Origin of the sequence: Burkholderia sp. Ac-20365, assembly GCF_017104715.1 — a bacterium.
Lineage (GTDB): Bacteria > Pseudomonadota > Gammaproteobacteria > Burkholderiales > Burkholderiaceae > Paraburkholderia.
This window is the reverse complement of record NZ_JAAGPI010000014.1, coordinates 190,873-213,776: the sequence shown is the minus strand read 5'-3', so window position 1 is coordinate 213,776 and position 22,904 is coordinate 190,873. Positions and strand designations below refer to the sequence as shown.

Sequence of the window (22,904 nt, the reverse complement as noted above, 5' to 3'; positions counted from 1 at the left end):
CTACGCCGATGATAGTGCGGATTGCCCGTGTGAAAGTAGGTAATCGTCAGGCTCCTTACCCAGACAAGACCCCGCCCTCAAAAGCGGGGTCTTGGCGTTTCTACGGCCGGAAATTAACGGCCGTGCCCAGAACATACGGCTGGCTGCAATGGCCGGCGTATCTGAATTCCCGTGTTGAGTGTTTAATTCTGCTAATCGCATGTCGGTGTTCTTAACCGACGGCGTGGCGATGCAGGCTTCACAGCCCGGTACATTCGCACCCGACATCCAAATCACAACCGGCGATCCAACTAACAACAAACCGCCGGCCGCACGCCTCCTCTTATTGCTTGGCGCGACGCGTAGCGACGCCATCATCGTTTGCATGTAGCGCATCGCTGACCACGGTTTCACGTCCGACTTCACCCAACAACGCGACGTCGCGAGCGATGACTTGCGGCAAATGCCCGCGTAAAAACTCCACCCAGGTCCTCGTCTTTGCATCGATAAATTTGCGCGACGGATACAGCGCGTAAACGTTCATCTTCTGCAGCGTGTACTCCGGCAAAACTCGCACGAGCGAGCCCGATCGCAAGCCGTCGATGGCCGCATACAGCGGCAACATTCCGATCCCCATCCCCTCGCGAATCGCAACGATCAGAGACTCGGCGATATTCACCTGCACCGGCCCATTCACATTCAACACTTCGCTGCCGTTAGGGCCGTCCAGTGTCCATTCACTGGTCGGAAAAGCGGGCGTCTTGAGCAGCAGACAATCGTGATGCAACAGATCGGCAGGCGTTTTCGGTGCATCGTGCGCATGGATATAGGCAGGCGATGCACACAAAATGCTAAACGTCGTCCCAAGCAGCAGCGACACGAGATCAGAGTTCGGCAGCGTCGACGCGCCCACGACGGCCACATCCGCGCTGCCCTCGAACAGATCGGGCATCTGCTGCGACAGCGTCAGCTCGACGGCGACCTCGGGATAAAGCGCGCGATACCGCGAAACAGCGGGCAACACGTAATGCTGCCCAATGCTCGCAAAACTATGCATCCGCAGGACGCCCGAAGGACGCTCATGCGCGCCACTCGCTTCCTCTTCCGCATTATCGATATCGGCAAGAATCTGCTGACATCGCGTCAGATATCTCTCACCCGCAGTCGTCAACGCGAGACGCCGAGTCGAGCGATTCAGCAGTCGCGTCCGCAAATGCGCCTCGAGTTCTGAGACGGCGCGAGACATTGCGCCCGTCGTCGTATTGAGTGACTGCGCGGCGCCCGTAAAACTGCCCGCTTCGACGACGCGTACGAACACGCGCATGTTTTGTAACGTATCCATCAATCCTTCTTGATCGACATCAAACCGTTATTGTCCGCCTGTCGCGGGCCGCCATTGTTGAGGGATCTGGAAGGGACGTTCCCGACGCCTCCCATTAATCCTCGCATCGGTGGCTCCTACAATCGGCGCCTTGAGCTTAGGCATGCGCGGGATAAACCCGCGTATTCCTCCGACCACGACCCGGCGCGGTATTAATCCATGAAACCCCAGCATGCGATCAAGCAAGTGTCGTCCGAGATATTCGGATGGCGTAACGGCATGCTGCGGGCGATCGTCGATGCCAGCAAAGACTGGACGACCACCGACGGCCTCGTCTGGCTCCATCTCTTCAAAACCGTCACTGCTGCGTTGCTCGCGCTGGGTATCGCGATGCTGCTCGAACTGCAGCAGCCGCGCACGGCAATGACGACCGTGTTCGTCCTGATGCAGCCGTTCAGCGGGATGGTGCTCGCAAAGAGCTTTTATCGGATAGTCGGGACATTCGTTGGCATGCTGGCCGCGCTGCTGCTGGGCGCACTGTTCGCGCAGCAGCCCGAGCTCTACATGCTCGGCATCACGGCCTGGATGGGCGTGTGCGTGGCGGCGGCGGTCCGGTATCGGCATTTTCGTTGGTACGGCTTCGTGCTGGCTGGCTATACCGCGGCGTTGATCGGCATTCCGACCGTGATGGAGCCGAACGGACTCTTTCTCGCCGCGTTGACGCGCGCCGCGGAAGTGGCGATCGGCATCCTCTGCTCGGCGGCAGTCAGCGCGCTGATCGTGCCGCGCCGCTCGAGTATCGCGCTACAAAATGCACTGCAATCGAGGCATCTCAATTTTACTGCCTTCGCTGTCAAAGTGCTCGATGGGGCGGTCGAGCGGGGTATGTCCGAGCGCTATTTCTCGGATCTCGTCGATGAAGTGGTGGGCTTCGAGGCGACGCGGGCGTTTGCCGCGTTCGAGGATCCCGGCATGCGTTCGCGAAGTCAGGTGCTTGCAAGGTTGAATCACGAGTTCATGGATGTTTGCGCGCGGCTACATGCATTGCATCAATTGAGAAAGCGTTTACGCGACAACCCGTCCGTCCAGGCCATGCAAGCGACTGCGCCATTTTTCCACGAGCTTTCGCAATTGCTCGGCGCAAGCAGTGAACGTCGCTTCGATTCATCTGACGCCGCTCGCATCGCAATCAGACTCAAAAGCTTCCAGGCGACGCTGCCCGCGAGAATGCGCGCGACACGTCGTCCGCTCGAAACGGACGAGCCACAGTGTCTGCCCGATTTCGACACGGCGGGCGAATTGCTGTATCGCTTCGTCGTCGAGTTCATTCGCTATATCGATACGTATGCGTCGCTGGAAACGAATCACAATCCGGCGCGCGAGCGGCCGCCCGTGCGCTACGTGAGCCGGACCAACGCGTTCGTCGTCGCCTGCACGTTCGCGCGCACGGCGGCCGTCGTCGGCGCGGTTAGCTGGTTCTGGATCGCGACGAACTGGCCGAGCGGCGGCATGGCCGTGATCGGCGCGGCATTGACCTGCGCGCTGACGTCGTCGGCGCCGAACCCGGTCAAGCTCGCGTTGCAAATGAGCGTCGGTGCGGCGTGCGCGACAATCGCGGGCTATGTGGTCACGTGTTATGTGTATCCCGCGATCGATGGCTTTCCGCTGTTATGCGTGATGCTCGCGCCGTTGCTCGCGGCAGGAACCTTCTTTGCGTCCCGCGCGAAAACAGCCGGGTACGGCGTCGGCTTCACGGTGTTTTTCTGCCTGCTCGCGGCGCCCGACAACGTCGTCGTCTACGCGCCGGATCTGCTGATCAACAACGGCATCGCGATTGTCGTATCGATGCTCGTGACGGCCGTCGGCGCGGCGATCGTGTTCCCGGTGCAGATGCCGTGGCTGATCGCGCGTATCGAAGGCGATTTGCGCAGCCAGGTCACGCTGGCATGCGCGGCGCCGCTGACGGGCCTCGCGCATCGCTTCCAGTCGAGCACACATGATCTGATGCATCAGTTGCGCATGCTGTTGCCGAAGCGCTCACGGCGGCATCGCAATGCCCTCAGATGGATGCTCGTCACGCTCGAAGTGGGCCACGCGACCATCGATTTGCGTAACGAAATCGAACGCGCCACGTACGCGCACGACGAGCACGCCCGCTGGAAACCATCGCTCGATCGTGTCACGCGCGATCTCGCCCAGCTTTTCGAGCAGCCCGACCGCGCGCATACGGAGCGCACGCAGATCTCGGTGCGTGCGGCGATGCGAGTCGTGCAGCAAGTGCTGGAAGCCGTCCACGCGGATCGCGAGAAGCGTCACGATCAGCAGCGTATCCTCAGCTGCCTGCATTTCATTCGCACGGCCTTGCTCGACAAAAACGCGCCGTTCGACGCGCGTTAGCGCTCCCACCACCGAAGCAGCGCAATCGACGCAATCGGCGCAACAGTCAATTGCACTGGCTCGCATCGCAACGCGTGCGCAATTCACACATACACACAAGTCGACCGCGCCATCTTGTCGCAACGAAGAAGAATGCCTTCCAGCCGACCCTCTTAATCCACGCCGTCCCGAGTCATATATTGGAACCACTGCAAACGCAGTCGTTGAAACAACTGGAGAGATTGAAATGAAAGCGCTGAAGTTGGTCCTGATTGCCTGTTCGTTGTCCGCTGCGGCTCTTGCGCATGCACAGACGGCACCGGCGGACGCAGGCGCGCAGCAGGTGGCTCAAGCGAACGCCGCGCGCGTCGCGCAACCCGAAGCGCAACGTCCCGTCGCGAAACCGGCAAAGAAGGCCAATGAGTGTGTCGGTCCCGTGAGCTACTGCGAGATCTATTTCGGTAGCTGATCAGAGCGACATCGCGCAGTCACGTAAAGCAGTCGAGCGGGACCAGGCGAAATCGAAGCGACAGCCGGACGACGCACACCGACAACAAGACGTGCACTCCGGCTTTCGCGAGGATGACATCGGAGAGACTTTCAATCATGTACGAAGATCGGATTCGTCATGCCGCGTTGCGCGGCAGGATCACCACGGCAGCGCAGGCAGCGCTCTTGATCGAAGACGGCATGCGCGTCGGCGCAAGCGGCTTTACGCGCGCAGGCGACGCGAAGGCGGTGCCGGTTGCGCTGGCCGAGCGCGCGCGCAACGAAGGCAAGCCGCTGCGCATTACCCTGATGACGGGCGCTTCGCTCGGTCATGGCGTCGATAGTCTGCTGACGGATGCCGGCGTGCTCGCGCGCCGTCTGCCGTTCCAGGTCGACAACACGTTGCGCAAGGCGATCAATCGCGGCGATGTGATGTTCGTCGACCAGCACCTGTCCGAAACGGTCGAAATGCTGCGCGCCGGCCAGCTTGGCAAGCTCGATGTGGCGATCATCGAAGCCGTCGCGATTACGGAGACGGGCGGCATCGTGCCGACCACGTCGGTCGGCAATTCGGCCAGCTTCGCGATTCTCGCCGACAAGGTGATTGTCGAAATCAATCTGGCGCAGCCGCTCGCGCTCGAAGGCCTGCACGACATCTGGATTCCTGGCCGCCGTCCGCATCGCGACCCGCTGCCCGTCGTGCGTCCGAGCGATCGCGTCGGTACGACGGCAATCGAGATTCCGCCTGAGAAGATCGCTGCCATCGTCATCACGGACAAGCCCGACAGCCCGTCGACGGCATTGCCCGCCGATGAAGACACGGCGTTGATCGCCGGCCATCTGATCGAGTTCATGCAGCACGAGGTGTCGCATGGACGCATGCCTTCGCCGCTGCCGCCGTTGCAGGCTGGCATTGGCACGATTGCGAACGCGGTGCTGGCTGGTTTCGCCGATTCGCCGTTCGAGCCGTTCACGATCTACTCGGAAGTCCTGCAGGATTCGACCTTCGATCTGATGGATGCCGGCAAGGTCACGTTCGCATCGGGCGCGTCGATCACGTTGACGGAAGAGCGCCAGGCGCAGGTATTCGGCGATCTCGCGCGTTATCGCGACCGGCTCGTGCTGCGTCCGCAGGAAGTCAGCAATCATCCGGAAGTGATTCGCCGGCTCGGTCTGATTGCGCTGAACACGGCGCTCGAGTTCGATATCTACGGCAACGTGAATTCGACGCACGTCGGCGGTACGCACATGATGAATGGCATCGGCGGTTCGGGCGACTTCGCGCGCAATGCGTCGTGCGCGATCTTCGCGACCAAATCGATTGCCAAGGACGGCGCGATTTCGAGCGTCGTGCCGATGGTGCCGCACGTTGATCATAACGAGCACGATGTCGATATCGTCGTGACGGAAATCGGTCTCGCTGATTTGCGCGGACTCGCGCCGCGCGAGCGTGCTTCCGTGATCATCGACAGGTGCGTGCATCCGCTGTATCGCGATCTGCTGCGCGACTACTATCGCGATGCACTGCGCTTCGGTGGTCAGACGCCGCACGTGTTGCGCGAAGCGTTCGCCTGGCACGCGCGTTTTCAGGAAACCGGCTCGATGCTGCCGGAGAAACAGGTCACCGCGTGACCTGCATGAAGGCTGTCACGCGCTGCTGCCCACCAGGCGCAGACGCGTGATTTCCGACGGTGCGCCCAGACGTTTAGGTGGTCCCCAATACCCGGTCCCGCGGCTCGTATAGACCCACAGATTGTCGAGCCGCGACAGACCGGCCACGAACGGCTGTTGCAGCCGCACCGCGAAATTCCACGGAAAGAACTGGCCGCCATGCGTGTGGCCGGACAGTTGCAGCGTAAAGCCGGCATCGGCGGCGGCTTCCGCCGAGCGCGGCTGATGCGCGAGCAGCACCTTGATCAGCACGTCGCCGGGCGCGCCTTCCAGCGCTGCGGCAGGATCGCTCTCGTGCGCGGGATCGAAATGACCCGCCGAATAATCGGTGACGCCCGCGATCACCGCTTGCGCGCCATCGTGCTCGACGACCACATGCTCGTTGAGCAGCACATGCAGGCCGAGCCGTTGAAACTCGGCGATCCACGCATGGGCGCCCGAATAATATTCGTGATTCCCCGTCACCAGATACGCGCCATGCCGCGCGCTCAGGCGCGACAGCGGACGCGTGTGATCCGCGAGATGCTCGACGCTGCCGTCGACGACGTCGCCCGTCACTGCAATCAGATCCGGTTGCAAGCGGTTCACAGCGTCGACGATCGCATCGACATAACCGCGCTTGATGGTCGGCCCGACGTGAATGTCGCTGATCTGCACGATCGTGAAGCCGTCGAGCGCATGCGGCAGGTTTTTGATCGGCACGTCGATCGATACGACACGCGCGCGGCGCCGCGCGTTGAAAAAACCGATGGCCGTCGACAGCAACGCGAGCAGCGGCACGGCAATCGCGCTGTTGATCTCCCAGCGCGCCGGATCGACCGCTTGGGGCGAGGCTGCGTGGATGAGCAGCACGGCGAGCAGCACCAGTTCGCGCGCGAAAGTCAGCACGAGCAGCGACGAAAACAGACCCAGCGCGATCAGCCCCGCCCACGCGAGCCGGTCGCCCAGCGGCTGCCGCTGGAGCGAGCGCGCAACCATGCCGATGGGAATCAGCAGCACGGACAGCACGAGCCACAGCGCGCACAGCCCTTTCACGGCCGTATCGACGGGCAGTTCGGGAATGATCCGGATGCCAACGTACACGTGCAGCAGAATGCCGATGACGATGATCCGGACGAAAAACGATAAGCGGCGCATAGGCGGAAGTGGAGCGCGGATCGCGCGTGGAAGGAGAGTCGCAAGAAGCGTGCGCCGGTTGCAAAGCGGCGGCCAGTCATTCTACAAGCAGTTCCGCGCGCTTGCCGAAGCCGGGCGGACCGACGCATTGCGATGCAGCAAACAGGCGCTGTAAGTTGTTCGTCATGCCGATTAAATGCTTATTAAATGGCTATTGAATTGGGCGCCTGAACGGACTATTCTGAAATCGAGCGTGACTGCCGAAGGCAGGCCTCGCGTCCCGTTTTACCGTGTTTCTTCTGGCGTCCCGGGCGCGCGAGACACTCCTCTGCAAGCGGCAGCTGCGCGCGGTTGATCGCCTGTTAGCTTGCGGTTTGGGGGAGACGAATCATGAAAACGACAAAGTTCGCGCATCGTGAGCATCACATCGGCCATGAAGGCAGTCACGTGATGCTGCCTATGGTCGTGCTGTCGCTGATGGCGCTCGGCGTCTACTACGGCGTCCAGTCCATCGACTTTTCCGAACTGGGGCGCACCGCGCTCTTCTACGTGGTGATGGTGTTCGTCGCGCTGGGCGTGGCCGGCCTGTTCGGCGTGGCCGCGGCCTGGCTGCGCTCGCGCGGCGACGAAGCGGAAGAGGGCTTTTGCTTCGTCGGCGCGCTGGTCGGCGCGATCGTTTTCTACGTCGCGTTGATGGCTACCTGACGCGACGAGCGTCAGACGATTCGTGCCGCTTCGTCGAACGAGAAACGCGGGCTGCGCGGGAACAGCTTCGACGCGTCGCCGTAGCCGAGATTGATCAGGAAATTCGACCGGACCGTCGTGCCCGCGAAGAACTCCGCGTCCACTTTCGACTTGTCGAAGCCGGACATTGCGCCCGTATCGAGACCGAGTGCACGCGCAGCCATGATCAGATAGCCGCCTTGCAGCGTCGAGTTGCGAAACGCGGTGTCGGCGATGGCGGCGTCGTTGCCCGCGAACCAGCTGCGCGCGTCGGCATGCGGGAAGAGCTTCGGCAGATGGTCATAGAACGCCATGTCCATGCCGACGATCACCGTGACCGGCGCGGCCATTGTCTTTTCCAGATTGCCTTCGGACAGCGCGGGACGCAGCCGCGCCTTGCCTTCCGGCGTCTTTACAAAAACGAAACGCGCCGGGCTGGAATTGGCGGAAGTCGGGCCGAGCAGCACGAGATCGATGAGTTGCTGGAGAAGCGCGTCGTCGACGGGCTTCTCCAGCCAGCCGTTGTGCGTGCGGGCGGTGCGAAAGAGTTGGTCGAGAGCGTCGTCGGAAAGAATCATGATGATGTGCTGAATGCGGAAAGTCGAATGAAACCGCAAGCTGCGCGGATGACCCGCAGCAGCGGTGCGGCCGATAATAACCGCTGTTCCCGATAAAAGAGAGGTTTCGTGAGCGCCCGCGTTCACGATCGTAATCCGATGTCCGCTGATCTGTTCGACGATGTGCCGACGCCCGATGTCGCATGGTTTCCCGACTGGCTCACTGCCGATGCCGCAACTGACATGCTGACGCGCGTCGTCGCGGAAGTGTCCTGGCAACAGGACGAGATGTTCACGCCCGCTGGTCGCGTGCCGCTGCCGCGTCTGACCGCGTGGCAAGGCGAACCCGATGCCGTCTATGTGTATTCGGGTATCCGCAATGTGCCGTCGGCGTGGACGCCCGCCGTCGCGCAACTGAAAGCCGCCGTCGAAACGACCTGCGGCGTGCCATTCAATAGCGTCTTGCTCAACCGATATCGCAGCGGCGCCGACAGCATGGGCTGGCACGCGGACCGCGAGCCCGAACTCGGCAAGGAACCCGTGATCGCATCGGTGAGCCTGGGCGCAACGCGTCGCTTCGATTTGCAGCACAACAAGACGCGCGTCGTGCAATCGTATCCGTTGAAAGGCGGCAGCCTGCTCGTGATGCGCGGACGGACGCAGGCGGAGTGGCGGCATCGCGTGCCGAAAGAACCGAAAGTGCAGGGCGAACGTGTGAACCTGACGTTCCGTTTCGTCACGCCCCGACCCTAACCGGGCACGCTCGCGTTACATCTGCACTAAAAGTTTTAAAAAATTTATGCGCATAAGGAATCGGTTTCAACCGGCCGATTCGATGCGCCGCTGGAGCGTCGGCGCGAGGCGTTCGAAGGGCAGTGTGCTTGCAGCGATCGCAGTCACGTCCGGATACTGCTCACGGACAATATCCGTCAGCACCTGTCCAGGCGGCGCTTCGACGAACACCTTCGCACCCATTTCGATCATCACGGTGAGCGCGTCGAACCAGCGCACTGTAAAGCGCATGTTCGTTGCGAGATCGTCGCGCACGGCATCCGCCGTATGCAGCGCGCGGCCGCCTCGATTGCCGATGTAGCCGCTAGATGGCGCCCGAAACGGCACGTTGCGCGCGCAGTCCGTCAGCTCGTCGGCGGCGGCTGCGAGCAGTTCGCAATGCGACGGCACGCTGACCGCGAGCCGCGTCGCCTTGCGTGCGCCTGCCGCCAGCGCGCGTTCGTTGAAGGCGTCGAGTGCCGCGTCCGAACCTGCCACGACAATCTGACGCGGCGCGTTCACGTTGCCGACGTAGACGCGTTTTGCCGCATTGTCTTGGTTTTGAGCATCGGCAAGCCGTTCGATTTCGTGTTCGGTCAGGCCTGCAATCGCGGCGAGCCCATAACCATGCGGATAAGCGTTTTCCATCAGCTCGGCACGCTTGCGCACCATCAGCAGCGCGTCGGCGAATGCGACTGCGCCGCTACTCACGGCGGCTGCATACGCGCCGACCGACAAACCTGCATTCAGCTCCGGCGCAAGACCTTCCGCCGCGAGCGCGCGTTGCATCGCGACGCCCGCGATCAGCAGGCCCGTCTGCACCGCGACCGTCGATTCGAGCGCAGTTTGTGTATCAAGCGTGAGCACATCGAGATTCAGCACGTGCGACGCTTCGTCGAGCGTTGCGTGGATCGCGGCATGCGTGCCCAGGCGATGAAGAAAGCCTTCCGTCTGCGCGCCCTGGCCGGGAAAGAGGTAAGCGAGCATCAGCGTGTCCAGGGATCGGCAACGAGTTGCGGACCGCTCGCATGCCGCGCCATCACGCGCGCTTTGCCCGACGCGTATTCGGCGAGCGCGACGCCGCCTGCGGGCGTTTCGAGTTGCGCGTCGATGCGAATGTCTGCGTGGGTTGCGTGCTCGTCGAGCATGACCTGAATACGTCGCGCTTCGTCGTGTGATAAATAATTCGGCATCCGTATCAACAGATCGAGGTCGCTCGTGGCTGTCGCTGTCGGTTTGCCCGTCGCAAGTTCGAATCCGACGCTTCCAGTCGGTCCCCAGACGAGCGAACCAAGGCACGTTGTGTCGCGGCGCAATGCTTCGAGCGCGACGAACACGGGCAACGTGGCGCGAGTGCTTTCGAGACGCGACGAGTCCAATGCTTCCGGTGCGAACACGGCCTCGATATCGTCATGGCGTGCCCACGTTCCGTACCGCTCATTACGCGCTGCGCCGCGCAACCCAATGGCTAACCATCGCTCTGCCGCCTGCGCCCGTCGCACGACCGCAAACGGCGCACGCGCGAACGCATTGCGAACCCACACCGGTTCGTTGTCGAACGATTCGAGCCGCCGCAAGCGCACGATGTCATGCGCCTGCCAGCGCGAATCGACGACAGCAAGCGTATCGTCCGATGCAAACGGCGCGGCGGCGCAGACACGCATTACGCAGCATCCCACTGTTCCGCGAGCCGCCGACGCACTTCGATCGATGCAGCGCGCGTCTTCTTCGCCGTATCCGACTCGAGCCGCCGCGACAAGCCGCGCGTTGTATCCGAGCGTGCGCCTTGTACCGCTTCAGCCAGCACGCCGCGCACGCTTCCGATCTGCTCCGCAGTGGGCGCATCGGCGTCGACGCCTTCGATCAGCTTGTCGAGCAGCCCCAACTTCGCGAACGACGCCATCGTGTACGACATCGGCGTGATCGTTTCGCCGAGCTTGTCGAGATCTTCGACCGTGCGGCGTGTGACGCGCGCGGCGGCTTCCTTGCCCATCGCGTGCACCATCGTGCCGGGCGCGTCGAGCGCGACGATCCGGTTCGCCTGATAACCGTGCGCGAGGAACGCGCCCGACATCGCCGGGCCGACGATCAGCGCAACGACAGGGTGACCGGCATCGCGTGCAGTTGCATACGCATCGACGGCGGAGGCGCACGCCAGATGAATGCCGAGCGTCTCTTCGCGATAACCGTACGCCTGGCTTTTTACATCGACGATCGCGACGATAGGGCGCTTGTGTTCCGACGACGCATCGCGCGCCACAGCTTCACGCACCGCTTGCGCAAGCTTCCACCCTTGTTCGAGGCCAACCACGTTGTCGCGCGCACGCGGAAAGCGATTGTCGGGATCGGGGACGACCGCGAAGAAGCTCGCGGTCTCGCCGCCGAGCGACGCTTCGCCGGACCAGACGGGCGCGGCCGTCGACGTATCGCCTGCCAGCGCCTTGAACCACCGCATGCCGCGCGTCATTGCCGTATCGCTCATGATTGCTCCTTGCGCGGCGTGGCCGCTTCGTTTGACTTGAACACGTCGCGCATCGTTTCGGGCGTGACGTTCGCGGGATCCATGCGCGCGAGGCGCTCCAGATACGCGCCCACCTGTTCCGTGCGATGCGCCGCCGGCACACCGCGCGCGAAGGTGTCGCGCACAGCGGCGCGCACGCCGTGCGCGTCGTCGTCGACGAGTGTGTCAGCGAGTCCCGTTGCCACGCGCTGTTCGCCGCCGATCATCTGCCACACGCGGCGTCGGTCGCTCGAATCGAGTTCTTCGATACCCGCTTCCTGCTCGATCACTTCAGGGCCGTTCATGCCGAGCCGTCCCTGTTTCGTTGCGATCAGATACGAGCACAATCCAGCCGCGAGCGACATGCCGCCAAAGCAGCCGACCATCCCCGCAATTACGCCGACGACGGGCACGTAACGACGCAGCGCGATGATCGCCGCCTGCATTTCCGCGATCACGGCCAAACCGAGATTCGCTTCCTGAAGCCTCACGCCGCCCGTTTCGAACAGCACGACCGGCCGCACGATCTTGCCGCGCTCGCAGTCGCGCAGCGCGAGTTCGAGCGCCGCGGCAATCTTGCTGCCCGACACCTCGCCGATACTGCCGCCCTGGAACGCCGATTCGATCGCGGCAACCACAGCCGGCTGGCCGTCGATCGTGCCGCGCGCGATCACCGCGCCGTCATCGGCCTGGCAGACGATGCCCTGCAACGGCAGCCACGGCGATTCGATACGGTCGAACGGCCCGAGCAGTTCGCGGAACGTGCCTTCGTCGAGCAGCGCGCGGGCGCGCTCGCGTGCCGTCAGTTCGATGAAACTGTCGCGCAGCACGGGCGTCGACGGCGCGTGTTGAGTCAGTACGGTGCTCATGCGCTGGCTCCTTCGTCTGCCGCTTCGATCGCTTCGGCGAGACGCAGCGCCACCACGCCCGGTGTCGCGCCGAAGTCGTTGATCTCGATCTGCGCGGCCCCGTCGTAGCGCGTGAAGAAACGGTCGAGCACGCTCTTCCAGATGTGTCCGTAACCGTCGACGCTGGTGCGCACCGTCACGGTCGCCTTCATCGCGCCAGCGGGCGAGAGCAGCACTTCGAGATCGCCCGAGCCGACCACGCCCACATGCGCGCGCGTCGTGATGGCGCGTTGCGCCGGATAGTCGAAAGTCATCTGTTCCATCAGTGTTCAGCTCCCGCTGGACGCGCGTTGCGCCAGCTTGTCGATGAAGAGGGTGGCGGCGAGCAGATCGGCTGCGCCGCCAGGGGATGCGTTGAGCGACAGCAGTTCGGCTTCGAGCGCGTCGAGCGCGGCGCGGCCTGCTGCTGTAGATGAACCGCCCGCCTCGAGCACGGCGCGCGCGCCGCGTTGCCCCGCTTGCAGACCGGCGAGACCGGCGCGATGCAGCAGACAGGTGTCGTCCAGCGAGGACATGATCGCGAGCAGCGTATCGACGCGCGCTTCGTTTTCGCCGATGCCTTTGACACGCGCCGCGCGCAATGCCGGCAGGCCGACGCCGATCACATGCGGGAAGCCGTCCTGCGCTTCCTGTCGTGCGCCGCCGACGTTGTAGCGTTGACGTACGCGCTCGCCGTGACTGTCGGCGGGCGCTGCGAAGCGGTCCGGAAAGCAGGCGATCTGCGCAGCGAGTTCGCAGACGCGTGCAGCATGCGAGTGCGTTTGCGCTGGCTCTGCTTCAGCAACCTCGTCGTCGAAAACGATCGCCGCGCCCGCAACCAGCAAGCCGACGATCCAGATCGCACCGCGATGCGCATTGCTGCCGTCCGTTGCGCGCATCATGTCCTGTTCGCCGGCGCGTCCGATCTGCGCGAGTTCCGCGCGCAGCGTCGCCGACGGCATACGTCCACGCGATGCACGCGCCAGCTTGGCGAAAGTCGGCTCCAGTGCGCGTGCGGAACGCAGCATCAGCGGCAGGTCGAGATCGCGATGCGCGCCGCTGCCGCGTCCATCGACGAGCGCGGGTTTCGGCGTCAGTTGCGCTTCTTCGATCAGCGAATCGACGGCGAATTGCGCGAGCTTCGCATCGGACAGCGCGCCGTCGTGACGAAGAAAGCCCCGGGCGTTGGCACGCCCAAACGTGCCCGCATCGAGCGGGATAGCGTAGTGCAAGGCCATCGCATCACCAGCTGCGGAAGCGTGCCGGCGGCGCGTAAAGCCCGCCCGACCACGTGACGAGATCGTCGATGCTGCGCGCCGCGAGCAGCGAACGTTTCGCTTCGCCGCGCCGGATGCCGAGATCTTCCGGATACGCGACGATGCCGCGCCGGCGCAATTCGGCCGTCTTTTCCGGTTTCGCGCGCAAGCCGATCGGCGTCACGCCCGCAACTGCCGCAACCGCCGCGCGCCGTTCTTCGACGCCTTCGGCTTTGTGCAGATGCGCGATGCCTTCTTCCGTGACGACGTGGCTGACATCGTCGCCGTAGATCATCACGGGCGCGATCGGCATGCCGCTCTTCTTGCCGACGGCAACCGCATCCAGTTCATCGACGAACGTCGGCTCGCCGCCTTTCTTGTACGTTTCGGCCATTTGCACGACGAGCTTCTTGCCGCGCGACACGGGGCCTTCATCTTTCAGCAGCTTGAGCCACGCTTCGCTCGAATGACGGCGGCCGCGCGGATCGTGGCCCATGTTCGGCGCGCCGCCGAAGCCCGCAAGGCGCCCGCGTGTCACCGTCGACGAATTCGCATCGCCGTCGATCTGCAGCGTCGAGCCGATGAACAGATCGACGCCATATTGCCCGGCCAGCTGGCACAGCACGCGGTTCGAGCGCAGCGTGCCGTCGTTGCCCGTGAAGAACACGTCGGGGCGTGCCTCGATATACGCTTCCATGCCGACTTCGCTGCCGAAGCAATGCACGCTGTCGACCCAGCCGGATTCGATCGCGGGAATCAGCGTGGGGTGCGGATTGAGCGTCCAGTTGCGGCAGATCTTGCCCTTGAGTCCGAGCGATTCGCCGTAGGTCGGCAGCAGCAGTTCGATCGCGGCGGTATCGAAACCAATACCGTGATTCAGCGACGTGATCCCATACGGCTCGTAGATGCCCTTGATGACCATCATTGCCGTGAGCACCTGCAGATCGCCGATATGGCGCGGATCGCGTGTAAAGAGCGGCTCGACGGCGAACGGGCGATCGGCTTCGACGACTACGTCGACCCACGACGCGGGAATGTCCACGCGCGGCAGTTCATCGACGATCTCGTTGACCTGCACGATCACGATGCCATGCCGGAACGCGGCGGCTTCAGCGATGGTCGGCGTGTCTTCCGTATTCGGGCCAGTGTAGAGATTGCCGTGGCGGTCCGCTTTCTCCGCGCACAGCAGCGCGACGTTCGGCGTCAGGTCGACGAACATGCGCGCATACAGTTCGACGTATGTGTAGATCGCGCCGATTTCGAGCTGGCCGTCTTCGAGCAGTTGCGCAACGCGCAGACTCTGCGGGCCCGCAAACGAGAAATCGACCTTGTGCGCGATGTTCTTTTCGAAGAGCGTCAGATGTTCCGGGCGGCTGATGCTCGAAATCAGCAGATGCACGTCGTGCACTTTCTGCGGATCAACCTTCGCGAACGAGCGCGACAGGAAGTCCGCCTGCTTCTGGTTGTCGCCTTCGAGCGCGACGCGGTCGCCGGGGCGGATCAGCGTTTCCAGCGCATCGACGATGCGGTGCGCGGGCAGGATACCGTCTTCGAGCCAGGGCTCGATCGCGGCGAGCCTGCGTCGCTTCTCGTCGCGTCTGGTGGTCCAGGAGCGCGCCTGCGTTCCCGTTGCTTGTGCCAATTCGAGCTTGGCCGATTCGACTCGCTGATTCATCGGTGCTTCAACTCCCGATCGTGGTTGGAGTGCGTGCCGGCCGACCGCGCTTTCTGCGCGGCGCGGCCGCGGCGGCTTCCGCCAGCGCGCGTTCCGTCAAGAAACGATAGACCAGTTCGCCCGTGCCCAGCAGGTGAGCGGCGATGAGCGACTGGGCGGTGGCGATGTCCTTGTGTTCGACTGCGGCAAGGATGGCCAGGTGTTCGGCATCCGACTCGCCCTTGTAGGCGGGCAAGCCGAATTTCAACCGCAGATAGCGTTCGCCGCGCCGGTGCAGCGCCGCGATCATCTCCGCGAGCTGAGGGCGGTTGGCGGGCGCGTACAGGGCCGTGTGGAACGCTTCGTTGCGCGCCACATAGAGCGCGGGGTCCGGCTCGCGTTCGGCGGCGACGCAGAGCGCGGCCGCTTCGCGCACGGACTCGGGCGTGTGATTCGGAATGGCCAGCGAAATCGCTAGGCTTTCGAGCGCCGAGCGGATCTCGTAGATCTCGCGCGCTTCGGCGGGCGTCAGACGCGCGACGGTCGCGCCCTTGTTCAGCTCGACCTTCACCCAGCCTTCGCTTTCCAGCGCCCGCAGCGCTTCGCGCACGGGAATTGCGCTGACGGAGAAGTGACGCGCAATCGCGTCCTGCCGCAGCGGTGCGCCAGGCTCGAGCGTGCCTTCGACGATGGCCGTGCGCAGTGCCTCCGCGATCACACGCGAGGTACTGGGCCGCGGCTCGTGCGCCGTGGGCAGCAAGGGGACGCGCGGAGCGCTGTCCAGGGGAAAACCATCGGTTGCGTTGCTCATGACATCAAATATTATATATAAAAATGAACAATTTCCAGCGGACAAACCCGGGGTTTTCATAAAGGCACGGCGCCGTAGCAGGTTCTCTCCCGATCATGCGCTGAAACGCGTGCAAGGACGCGGTTGTGCCGTGACGGTCACCCGATCCAACCGTAGTACATGGAGGAGCAGGAGCATGTTGAATTCTTCGATATCGGACCGCGCGGGCGCCGTGCGGCAGAAAACGCCGCTAAACCGGGCACAGATTGCCGGTTTTTGGGGCGCGTGGGCGGGATGGACGCTGGATGGCATGGATTCGTTCATCTATGCACTGGTGCTGACGCCGGCGCTGACTGAACTGCTGCCGCGCTCGGGTTATGCGGCGACACCCGCGAATATCGGGCTGGCCGGTTCGATTCTGTTTGCGCTGTTCCTTGTCGGATGGGGGTTGTCGTTTATCTGGGGGCCGCTTGCGGACCGCTTCGGCCGCACGCGCGTGCTGGCGGGCACGATCTTCGTGTTCGCGATTTTCACGGGTTTGTCGGCGACTGCGCACAACGTGTGGGAGTTGGGCATCTATCGCTTCATTGCGGGCGTGGGCATCGGCGGGGAATGGGCGCTGGCGGGCACCTATGTGGCCGAGTCGTGGCCGGAGGATCGCCGCAAGATGGGCGCGGGCTATCTGCAGACGGGCTATTACGCGGGCTTCTTCCTGGCGGCTGCGCTCAATTACACGGTGGGCGTGCACTTCGGCTGGCGCGCGATGTTCCTGACGGGCGCGGTGCCGGTGTTCGTCGCGATCATGATTCTCACGCGGGTGAAGGAGTCGGACAAATGGCAACGGGCGGAAGCGCGAGATGTGGCGCGCGTTAAGCCGATGCGCGAGATTTTTGGGCCTACGTATCGCCGGCGCACGTGGGTGATGTGTGCCTTGCTGACGATTGCGATTATTGGATTGTGGGCTGGCGCTGTGTATGAACCGTCCGCTGTGATTCAGCTTGCGACGCGTGCGGGGATGGCGAAGCCTGATGCGATCAAGATGGCTTCGATGGCGACGGGATTGCTTTCGATTGGCACGATTCTGGGTTGTCTTGCGTTGCCGCCGCTGGCTGAACGGATTGGTCGCAAGAAGACGCTGGCTGTGTATTTTGCCGGGATGGCGGTAGCGATTATCGGCAGCTTTGGGTGGGCATTTTATTTGCCTAACGGGTTGGCGCCGTTTATTGCCTGGCTGTTTGTGCTTGGGTTCTTTGGTGGGAACTTTGCGTTGTTTAGCTTGTGGTTGCCTGAGCTTTTTGAAACTCGCGTTCGGGCGACTGCGTTTGCTTTCTGTACTTCGTTTGGGCGGTTTGTTGGGGCAGGGGTGAACTTTTTGCTCGGGGCCGCTGTGTTGAGTATGCATACGCTTGGGGTGCCAGTTGCGCTGACGGCGCTTGCTTTTGTTGTTGGGCTTTTGGTTATTCCGTTTGCTAAAGAGACTAAAGGGGAGGTTTTGCCACAGTAGTCGGTGGGGGGCGCGGGGGTGGGTTTGCTTTTGTTGTCGCTGGCATCCGCGATATGTCTTGCCTGCTTCACGCGTTGCCCCTGTGCGGGGCGGCACCTACTTTTCTTTGCCGCGGCAAAGAAAAGTAGGCAAAAGAAAGCCGCTGAACACCGCCAATTCTTGACGTTTGCCCACGGGCCCCCAACGGCCCCGTCCTGTCCACGGCATCTCCCTTCCCGATACCCGCTGCCAACGCTTCGAATTCGCTCATCACCCGCTTCACGCCCCCGCGTCGTCACATACGCGATCAAATCGCTCCCGTTCTATAGCGGCAAACTGTGTGTCGGCTTTCGCGCCGTACGCGCTTCACTCCGGACTGAAAAACACGATCGGTGTCGTAGGGGCGCTGAGGTGTGAAGCACTACGACCTACGCACAGTTTGCCACCTGGGCGGCCGCAATCATTCGCTGCCGTTGGCTGCGCTACGGGTGAGCAAAGTGGGTGAGGCGCCCATTCAAGGCGTTGGCAACGGGCATTGAAAGGCAGAACGCCAATTGAAGCGGAAGACCCGTTGGGGGCCCTCAGGCGGAGGTCAAGAACGGGCGGTGTTAGCCCGCTTTCTTTGCTTACTTTCTTTGCGGCGGCAAAGAAAGTAAGTGCCGCCCCGCACAGGGGCAACGCCTGAACCAGGCAAAACATCACGCGGATGCCAGCGAAAACACAAGCAAACCACCCAGCGTCGCAAGACAAAAAAATCCCTTAATCAACAACTAAACCCGCCGAAGGCGAAAAACCGAAACCAAAGGCCATCCAAGATTCACCCCAAGACTAGCCACAACGATCAACACCATCCCACTCATTTGAGAAACACTCAACGCACGCCCATAAACAACAGCATCAACAAAAATCGCGGTAAGCGGATAAACAAACAGCAAAACAGCAATCACAGGCGTAGTGAGCTTAGGCAGCGCACCATAGATCAGCACATAAGAAAGCCCGGTATGCAACACCCCCATCCCGACCAGCCAGAACCACTGCGTAGAAGAAATATGCTCCGCACCCAAAGGCGCAATAAAAGGCAAACACACAACCCCAACAGCACACTGAGCAAGCGTCAGCAAATGCGGCCGAAGATCGCCAAGACTCTTGGCAATCAACGTCACACTCGCATACAAAACCGAGCCAGCAAGCGCTTCACCGATACCGATCAGATAACTTGTATGCCCCTGCAATGACCCCGCCGCCGCGACGCCCGACGCGAGCACCAACCCGACGAACGCCGTCGCAATCCATCCCAGCCGGTCGACACCAAGCCGCTCGTTGAAAAGCGCCGCGCCCATCAGCACGACCCAGAACGGCTGCACATGAAATACCACCGTCGCCACCGCAATGCTCGTGCGATGAATCGCATCGAAGAACCCGACCCACTGGGTAACCATCAGCACGCCCGACAACGCCGCTAGCAAAACAGTGCGTCGCGTGAAATGGCGGCGTGCAAAGTACCCCTTGAATGCGCAATACGCAGCAAGCGACAAAAACCCAAACAGGCAACGGAAAAACACCAGCGTCAGCGCACCGAGCCGCGCCTCCTCGACGAACACGCCTATCGTGCCCATCAACAGGCCGCCGCCCGCAAGCGTGAGCGCGCCTTGCTGGCTTCGGCTGAGCGACATCGACGACACAGACATGACCGTAAATCCCAGAATCGCATTGAATGGTTTTGAGTATCGACGCGTTGCCTTCACGTGACAAACGAATAAAATTGAGAAATTCCATAAGCCGGATTGATAAATCATGCACCCCGAATTCGATGTGGATCTGCTGCGCACCTTCGTCGCTGTCGTCGAAGCGGGTAGCTTCACGAAGGCGGCCGTGACCGTGCATCGTTCGCAGGCGGCCGTCAGCATGCAGATCAAACGGCTCGAGCGAATGCTCGGCACGACGCTTTTTGCTCGCGATACACGCAATCTGTCGCTCACGCGGCCCGGCAACACGCTGCTCGAATATGCGCGACGGGTGATTGATCTGCATGAAGAAGCATGGTCGGCCATCGTGCGGCCTGAAGTGACGGGGCGCGTCGTGCTGGGCGCGCCGGACGATTACGTGTCGTCTCTGCTGTCGCCCGTGTTGCGGCGCTTCTCGAATCTGTATCCGCATGTGGAGATCGAGATCGTCTGCGCGCAGAGCACCGCGCTCGCGCCCATGCTCGCCGACAACAAAATCGATCTCGCCTTCGTCACGCGCGACCGCAAATTGCGCGGCGAATTCGTGCGCAGCGAACCAATGGTGTGGGTGGGCGCTTCGGAAGATACGTCTGTGCTGAACGTGTCGCCCTTGCCCGTCGGGCTTTACGAGCCCGGCTGCGTTGCGCGTTCGAATACGCTCGCCGCACTCGACCGCGCGCGCATCCGGTATCGCGCCGCGTACAGCAGCGCGAGCCTGAGCGGGCTCGTCGCGACCGTCGATGCTGGCCTGTCAGTGATTGCGCTCGCGCGTTGCAGCGTGCCGTCGCGCCTCGCGATTCTCGGCGCGGAGCATGGACTGCCCGTGATCGAGCCGCTCGATATCGTCGTCGCGCGCAGCGCAAAGTCGGATCGTCCGACCTGCGACTATCTTGCCGCGCAAATGGTGCAGGATCTGTCGATACGTGCGCCAGCCCGTGAAGCCCGCGAAGCGCGCGCGAGGGCGTGATGCTTCGTGCGCATCCTGCGATACGCGGGCGTAAGCGATCGCCGCGTACCGCCGAAGCCGCTGGCCCGTGTCTTGCCACGCGATATCGCGTCTGACGAAAGCGCGAACGCGCGCGGCGTCCGTTTGTCGAACCGACACAAACGGAGTCAGAACGAATCGAGACGATGTCATCCATCGGACACATGACAGGAGGGCAGCCATGAAAACACGCATTCTTTCCGCCACACTATTCGCCACCGGCCTGTTCGTAAGCAGCGCGAGCTTCGCGCAACTGAACCTTCAGCAGTTCGGCATCGGCGGCGGCAATGCTTCGGGTAACGCGGGCGCGGCCGCTTCGTCGGGCGGTGTTGGGCAACTGCTGCAGAACTACGTCGGCGCAAACCAGCAGGTCCTGAGCGGCCAGTCGAGCCTTGCGTCGGCAATGGGGCTGTCGGGCGCGGCGAGCCAGGCGCAGCAGGCATCGGGGCTGTTGAGCGGCGGCACGCCTTCCGTCAGCCAGCTGTCGCAGGTGGGCAACACGCAGCAGTCCCTGTCGCAGACCTTGACGCAGGCGTTCACGAGCCGCGCATCGGACTCGTCGACGCCCGTCGACAAGCAGGCGTTCACCAACGGTCTCACATCGCTCGGGCAGGGCGTAAGCCAGTATTCGAGCCTGCAATCGAGCCTTGGCAGCATCGGACAGATGAATCCGTCGTCGTTGCTGCAGTCGGGCATGAATCCGCAGACGGCGCAGGCCGCGTCGTATATCGCGCAGTCCGCGCCGGGGCAGTTGCAGTCGCTGGCGTCGACGCTGAGCGCGGCCGTGCAGTTCGCGTCGAGCCACGGCATCAGCGTGCCGTCGATCGCAACGTCGGCGCTCAAAGGCTTCTGACAGGCTTCTGACGCGGGGCGCAATGCATTGCAGTGCCTTGCATGCCCGAGCGCATGGCGGCGCGCGATGCGATGATCGCGCGCGTCCGTCTGGCAGCACGCGAATGGGCTTTTGCCGGAAAGGGCATCGCGCACGGCGCGCGTCAATGACGGTACGCTGACGCTCAACCCTACGTCGCGCATACAACCATGACAACCCGCGGGCGACGCGATCGCCGTCGGCCACGCGCTTATCAGGAGCATCGGATGACCAGCACTCTCGATCTCGACCGCTATTTCAGACGCATCGGCTACACGGGGCCGCAGGCCGCGACGCTCGACGTGCTGCGCGAACTGCAGCGCCTGCATCCCTTGTCGATCCCGTTCGAAAACCTCGATCCGCTGACGGGCCGCCGGGTGAATCTCGACTTGCCTGCCGTGGTGGACAAGCTGATCGAGCGGCGGCGCGGCGGCTACTGTTTCGAGCAGAACGGGCTATTTGCGCATGTGCTGATGCAACTCGGCTTCGACGTGACGCCGATGATCGCGCGCGTGCTGTGGGGTCGCGAGCCCGACGCGATCACGCCGCGCACGCACATGCTGCTGCGTGTCACTGTCGACGATCAGCCCTGGATCGCCGATGTCGGCTTTGGCGCCGTTACGCTGACGTCGCCGTTGCGCCTCCAGGCGGGCGTCGCGCAACAGACGACGCACGAACCATTCCGTCTTGCCGATGCATCGCACGGCGCGTTCGATCTCGAAGTGCAGTCGGGAGAAACGTGGCTCAAGACGTACCGTTTCGATCTGCAGCGCGCCGAATGGGTCGACTACGAAGTGTCGAACTGGTACACGTCGACCTATCCCGATTCATTCTTCACGACGAGCCTCGTCGTATGCCGCGTGACGCCGGAAGGGCGGCTTACTTTATTCAACGACTGCCTCACGGCGCGTTCGAAAGATGGCGAAGCGATCGAGCGCCGGATCGAAAGCGCGCACGAGCTTGAAGTCTGCCTGCGCGACACGTTTCTGATTGAGTTGGGCGATATCGACGTGGCTGACATCTACCGGCGCGTGTCGTCGCAAGGTGTGGCTTCATAGGCTGAGCATGATGATTGCGCGGCTCATCGTCCAGACGGTTTTATGGCTTGCGGGGATGGGCGCCGTGCTGTTTGGTGCGGCGGGCACGCTCGCGTGGCCGGGCGCGTGGTGTTATCTGCTTGAAATGGGCGCACTTGGATTGTGGGTGGGTGTGTGGCTTGCGCACCATGATCCCGCCTTGCTGGCGGAGCGGCTGGGTTCGTTTGTGCAACGCGGGCAGGGCATGTGGGACAAGGTGTTCATGGTGTGCGTTGCTATCGCGTGGTGCGGGTGGCTCGTTTTGATGGCATTCGATGCGCGGCGCTTTCACTGGTCGTCGATGCACCCATCGCTGCAGGTTGTGGGCGCAGTTGCTATTCTCGTTAGCATGGTTGCTATACGGGCTGTGTTTCGTGCTAACAGTTATGCCGCGCCTGTTGTGAAGATCATGGCTGAGCGTGGGCATAAGGTAAGTGACAGCGGGCCGTATGCTTATGTGCGGCATCCTATGTATGCGTGGGCGGTTTTGTTTCTTGTTGGGATGCCGTTGTTGCTGGGGTCGTTTTTTGGGCTGGCTTGCGTGCCGGTTCTGGTTGTCGGGTTGGCTTTTCGAGCGGTGCTTGAGGAGAGGATGCTCTGCGAGCAGCTTGAGGGGTATGCTGAGTATGCAGCGCGGGTTAGGTATCGGTTTGTGCCTTATGTGTGGTGATGTTT

22 protein-coding genes are annotated in these 22,904 nt (G+C 62.5%); 10 read left to right on the top strand and 12 right to left on the bottom strand.

All coding sequences use genetic code 11. From position 1 onward, the window contains the following. Positions 1 to 322: 322 nt before the first annotated feature. Positions 323 to 1,321: a LysR family transcriptional regulator gene (locus G3O01_RS24475; RefSeq protein WP_205808722.1), complete on the bottom strand. Its 999-nt coding sequence runs from the start codon at positions 1,319 to 1,321 to the stop codon at positions 323 to 325. Positions 1,322 to 1,519: 198 nt separating this feature from the next. Between G3O01_RS24475 and G3O01_RS24470 the strand changes: the two genes are divergently transcribed. From G3O01_RS24470 to G3O01_RS24460, 3 genes are all read left to right on the top strand, one after another. Beyond that, positions 1,520 to 3,697, top strand: coding sequence for an FUSC family protein (locus G3O01_RS24470; RefSeq protein WP_205808720.1), 2,178 nt, complete (start codon positions 1,520 to 1,522; stop codon positions 3,695 to 3,697). Positions 3,698 to 3,923: 226 nt separating this feature from the next. Continuing rightward, positions 3,924 to 4,145, top strand: coding sequence for a hypothetical protein (locus G3O01_RS24465; protein WP_205808718.1), 222 nt, complete (start codon positions 3,924 to 3,926; stop codon positions 4,143 to 4,145). Between the two features lie 137 nt (positions 4,146 to 4,282). Then, positions 4,283 to 5,797: an acetyl-CoA hydrolase/transferase family protein gene (locus G3O01_RS24460; protein ID WP_205808716.1), complete on the top strand. Its 1,515-nt coding sequence runs from the start codon at positions 4,283 to 4,285 to the stop codon at positions 5,795 to 5,797. A 15-nt stretch (positions 5,798 to 5,812) separates the two neighbouring features. On the opposite strand, the gene G3O01_RS24455 is transcribed toward G3O01_RS24460, so the two are convergent. Further along, positions 5,813 to 6,973: a metallophosphoesterase gene (locus G3O01_RS24455; RefSeq protein ID WP_205808714.1), complete on the bottom strand. Its 1,161-nt coding sequence runs from the start codon at positions 6,971 to 6,973 to the stop codon at positions 5,813 to 5,815. A 369-nt stretch (positions 6,974 to 7,342) separates the two neighbouring features. On the opposite strand from G3O01_RS24455, the gene G3O01_RS24450 reads away from it, so the two are divergent. Continuing rightward, positions 7,343 to 7,657, top strand: a complete 315-nt coding sequence (locus tag G3O01_RS24450; RefSeq protein WP_205808712.1) for a hypothetical protein — start codon at positions 7,343 to 7,345, stop codon at positions 7,655 to 7,657. A gap of 11 nt (positions 7,658 to 7,668) precedes the next feature. On the opposite strand, the gene G3O01_RS24445 is transcribed toward G3O01_RS24450, so the two are convergent. Then, positions 7,669 to 8,253, bottom strand: coding sequence for a malonic semialdehyde reductase (locus tag G3O01_RS24445; RefSeq protein ID WP_205808704.1), 585 nt, complete (start codon positions 8,251 to 8,253; stop codon positions 7,669 to 7,671). Positions 8,254 to 8,391: 138 nt separating this feature from the next. Between G3O01_RS24445 and G3O01_RS24440 the strand changes: the two genes are divergently transcribed. Then, the gene (locus G3O01_RS24440; RefSeq protein WP_205808755.1) at positions 8,392 to 8,985 is read left to right on the top strand and encodes an alpha-ketoglutarate-dependent dioxygenase AlkB; all 594 of its coding nucleotides are present in this window, start codon (positions 8,392 to 8,394) and stop codon (positions 8,983 to 8,985) included. Between the two features lie 66 nt (positions 8,986 to 9,051). Here the strand turns inward: G3O01_RS24440 and mdcH are convergent, their stop codons facing one another. Genes mdcH through G3O01_RS24400 form a run of 8 tightly spaced genes read right to left on the bottom strand, consistent with a single transcriptional unit; the run spans position 9,052 to position 16,111 of the window. Continuing rightward, the gene (gene mdcH, locus G3O01_RS24435; RefSeq protein ID WP_205808702.1) at positions 9,052 to 9,990 is read right to left on the bottom strand and encodes a malonate decarboxylase subunit epsilon; all 939 of its coding nucleotides are present in this window, start codon (positions 9,988 to 9,990) and stop codon (positions 9,052 to 9,054) included. Next, positions 9,990 to 10,667, bottom strand: a complete 678-nt coding sequence (locus tag G3O01_RS24430) for a malonate decarboxylase holo-ACP synthase (protein WP_205808693.1) — start codon at positions 10,665 to 10,667, stop codon at positions 9,990 to 9,992. The genes mdcH and G3O01_RS24430 overlap by 1 nt, the downstream gene beginning before the upstream one ends. Next, complete coding sequence (mdcE, locus tag G3O01_RS24425; protein ID WP_205808691.1) at positions 10,667 to 11,485, bottom strand: biotin-independent malonate decarboxylase subunit gamma; 819 nt, start codon at positions 11,483 to 11,485, stop codon at positions 10,667 to 10,669. Before mdcE ends, G3O01_RS24430 begins: the two co-directional genes overlap by 1 nt. Continuing rightward, positions 11,482 to 12,372, bottom strand: a complete 891-nt coding sequence (locus G3O01_RS24420) for a biotin-independent malonate decarboxylase subunit beta (RefSeq protein ID WP_205808689.1) — start codon at positions 12,370 to 12,372, stop codon at positions 11,482 to 11,484. The genes mdcE and G3O01_RS24420 overlap by 4 nt, the downstream gene beginning before the upstream one ends. Continuing rightward, a complete protein-coding gene (locus tag G3O01_RS24415; RefSeq protein WP_205808673.1) occupies positions 12,369 to 12,674 on the bottom strand; it encodes a malonate decarboxylase subunit delta in 306 nt (101 codons plus the stop codon). The genes G3O01_RS24420 and G3O01_RS24415 overlap by 4 nt, the downstream gene beginning before the upstream one ends. 6 nt (positions 12,675 to 12,680) lie before the next feature. Beyond that, positions 12,681 to 13,628: a triphosphoribosyl-dephospho-CoA synthase gene (locus G3O01_RS24410; protein WP_205808671.1), complete on the bottom strand. Its 948-nt coding sequence runs from the start codon at positions 13,626 to 13,628 to the stop codon at positions 12,681 to 12,683. A 4-nt stretch (positions 13,629 to 13,632) separates the two neighbouring features. Then, entirely contained in the window at positions 13,633 to 15,321 is a 1,689-nt protein-coding gene (gene mdcA, locus G3O01_RS24405; RefSeq protein ID WP_205808669.1) for a malonate decarboxylase subunit alpha, read from the bottom strand. Positions 15,322 to 15,328: 7 nt separating this feature from the next. Next, entirely contained in the window at positions 15,329 to 16,111 is a 783-nt protein-coding gene (locus G3O01_RS24400) for a GntR family transcriptional regulator (protein ID WP_205808667.1), read from the bottom strand. 175 nt (positions 16,112 to 16,286) lie between these two features. Here G3O01_RS24400 and G3O01_RS24395 point away from each other — a divergent pair, with 175 nt between their 5' ends. Beyond that, positions 16,287 to 17,594, top strand: coding sequence for an MFS transporter (locus G3O01_RS24395; RefSeq protein WP_205808754.1), 1,308 nt, complete (start codon positions 16,287 to 16,289; stop codon positions 17,592 to 17,594). A 749-nt stretch (positions 17,595 to 18,343) separates the two neighbouring features. Here the strand turns inward: G3O01_RS24395 and G3O01_RS24390 are convergent. Then, on the bottom strand, positions 18,344 to 19,246 hold the full coding sequence (locus G3O01_RS24390) for a DMT family transporter (protein ID WP_205808752.1): 903 nt from the start codon (positions 19,244 to 19,246) through the stop codon (positions 18,344 to 18,346). Positions 19,247 to 19,367: 121 nt separating this feature from the next. Between G3O01_RS24390 and G3O01_RS24385 the strand changes: the two genes are divergently transcribed. The 4 genes from G3O01_RS24385 (at position 19,368) to G3O01_RS24370 (ending at position 22,899) form a co-directional block, all read left to right on the top strand. Next, complete coding sequence (locus tag G3O01_RS24385; protein WP_205808665.1) at positions 19,368 to 20,264, top strand: LysR family transcriptional regulator; 897 nt, start codon at positions 19,368 to 19,370, stop codon at positions 20,262 to 20,264. A gap of 199 nt (positions 20,265 to 20,463) precedes the next feature. Beyond that, on the top strand, positions 20,464 to 21,135 hold the full coding sequence (locus G3O01_RS24380; RefSeq protein WP_205808663.1) for a hypothetical protein: 672 nt from the start codon (positions 20,464 to 20,466) through the stop codon (positions 21,133 to 21,135). Positions 21,136 to 21,380: 245 nt separating this feature from the next. Further along, a complete protein-coding gene (locus G3O01_RS24375; RefSeq protein ID WP_205808661.1) occupies positions 21,381 to 22,211 on the top strand; it encodes an arylamine N-acetyltransferase in 831 nt (276 codons plus the stop codon). Between the two features lie 10 nt (positions 22,212 to 22,221). Next, positions 22,222 to 22,899, top strand: coding sequence for an isoprenylcysteine carboxylmethyltransferase family protein (locus G3O01_RS24370; protein ID WP_205808749.1), 678 nt, complete (start codon positions 22,222 to 22,224; stop codon positions 22,897 to 22,899). Positions 22,900 to 22,904 lie beyond the last annotated feature (5 nt).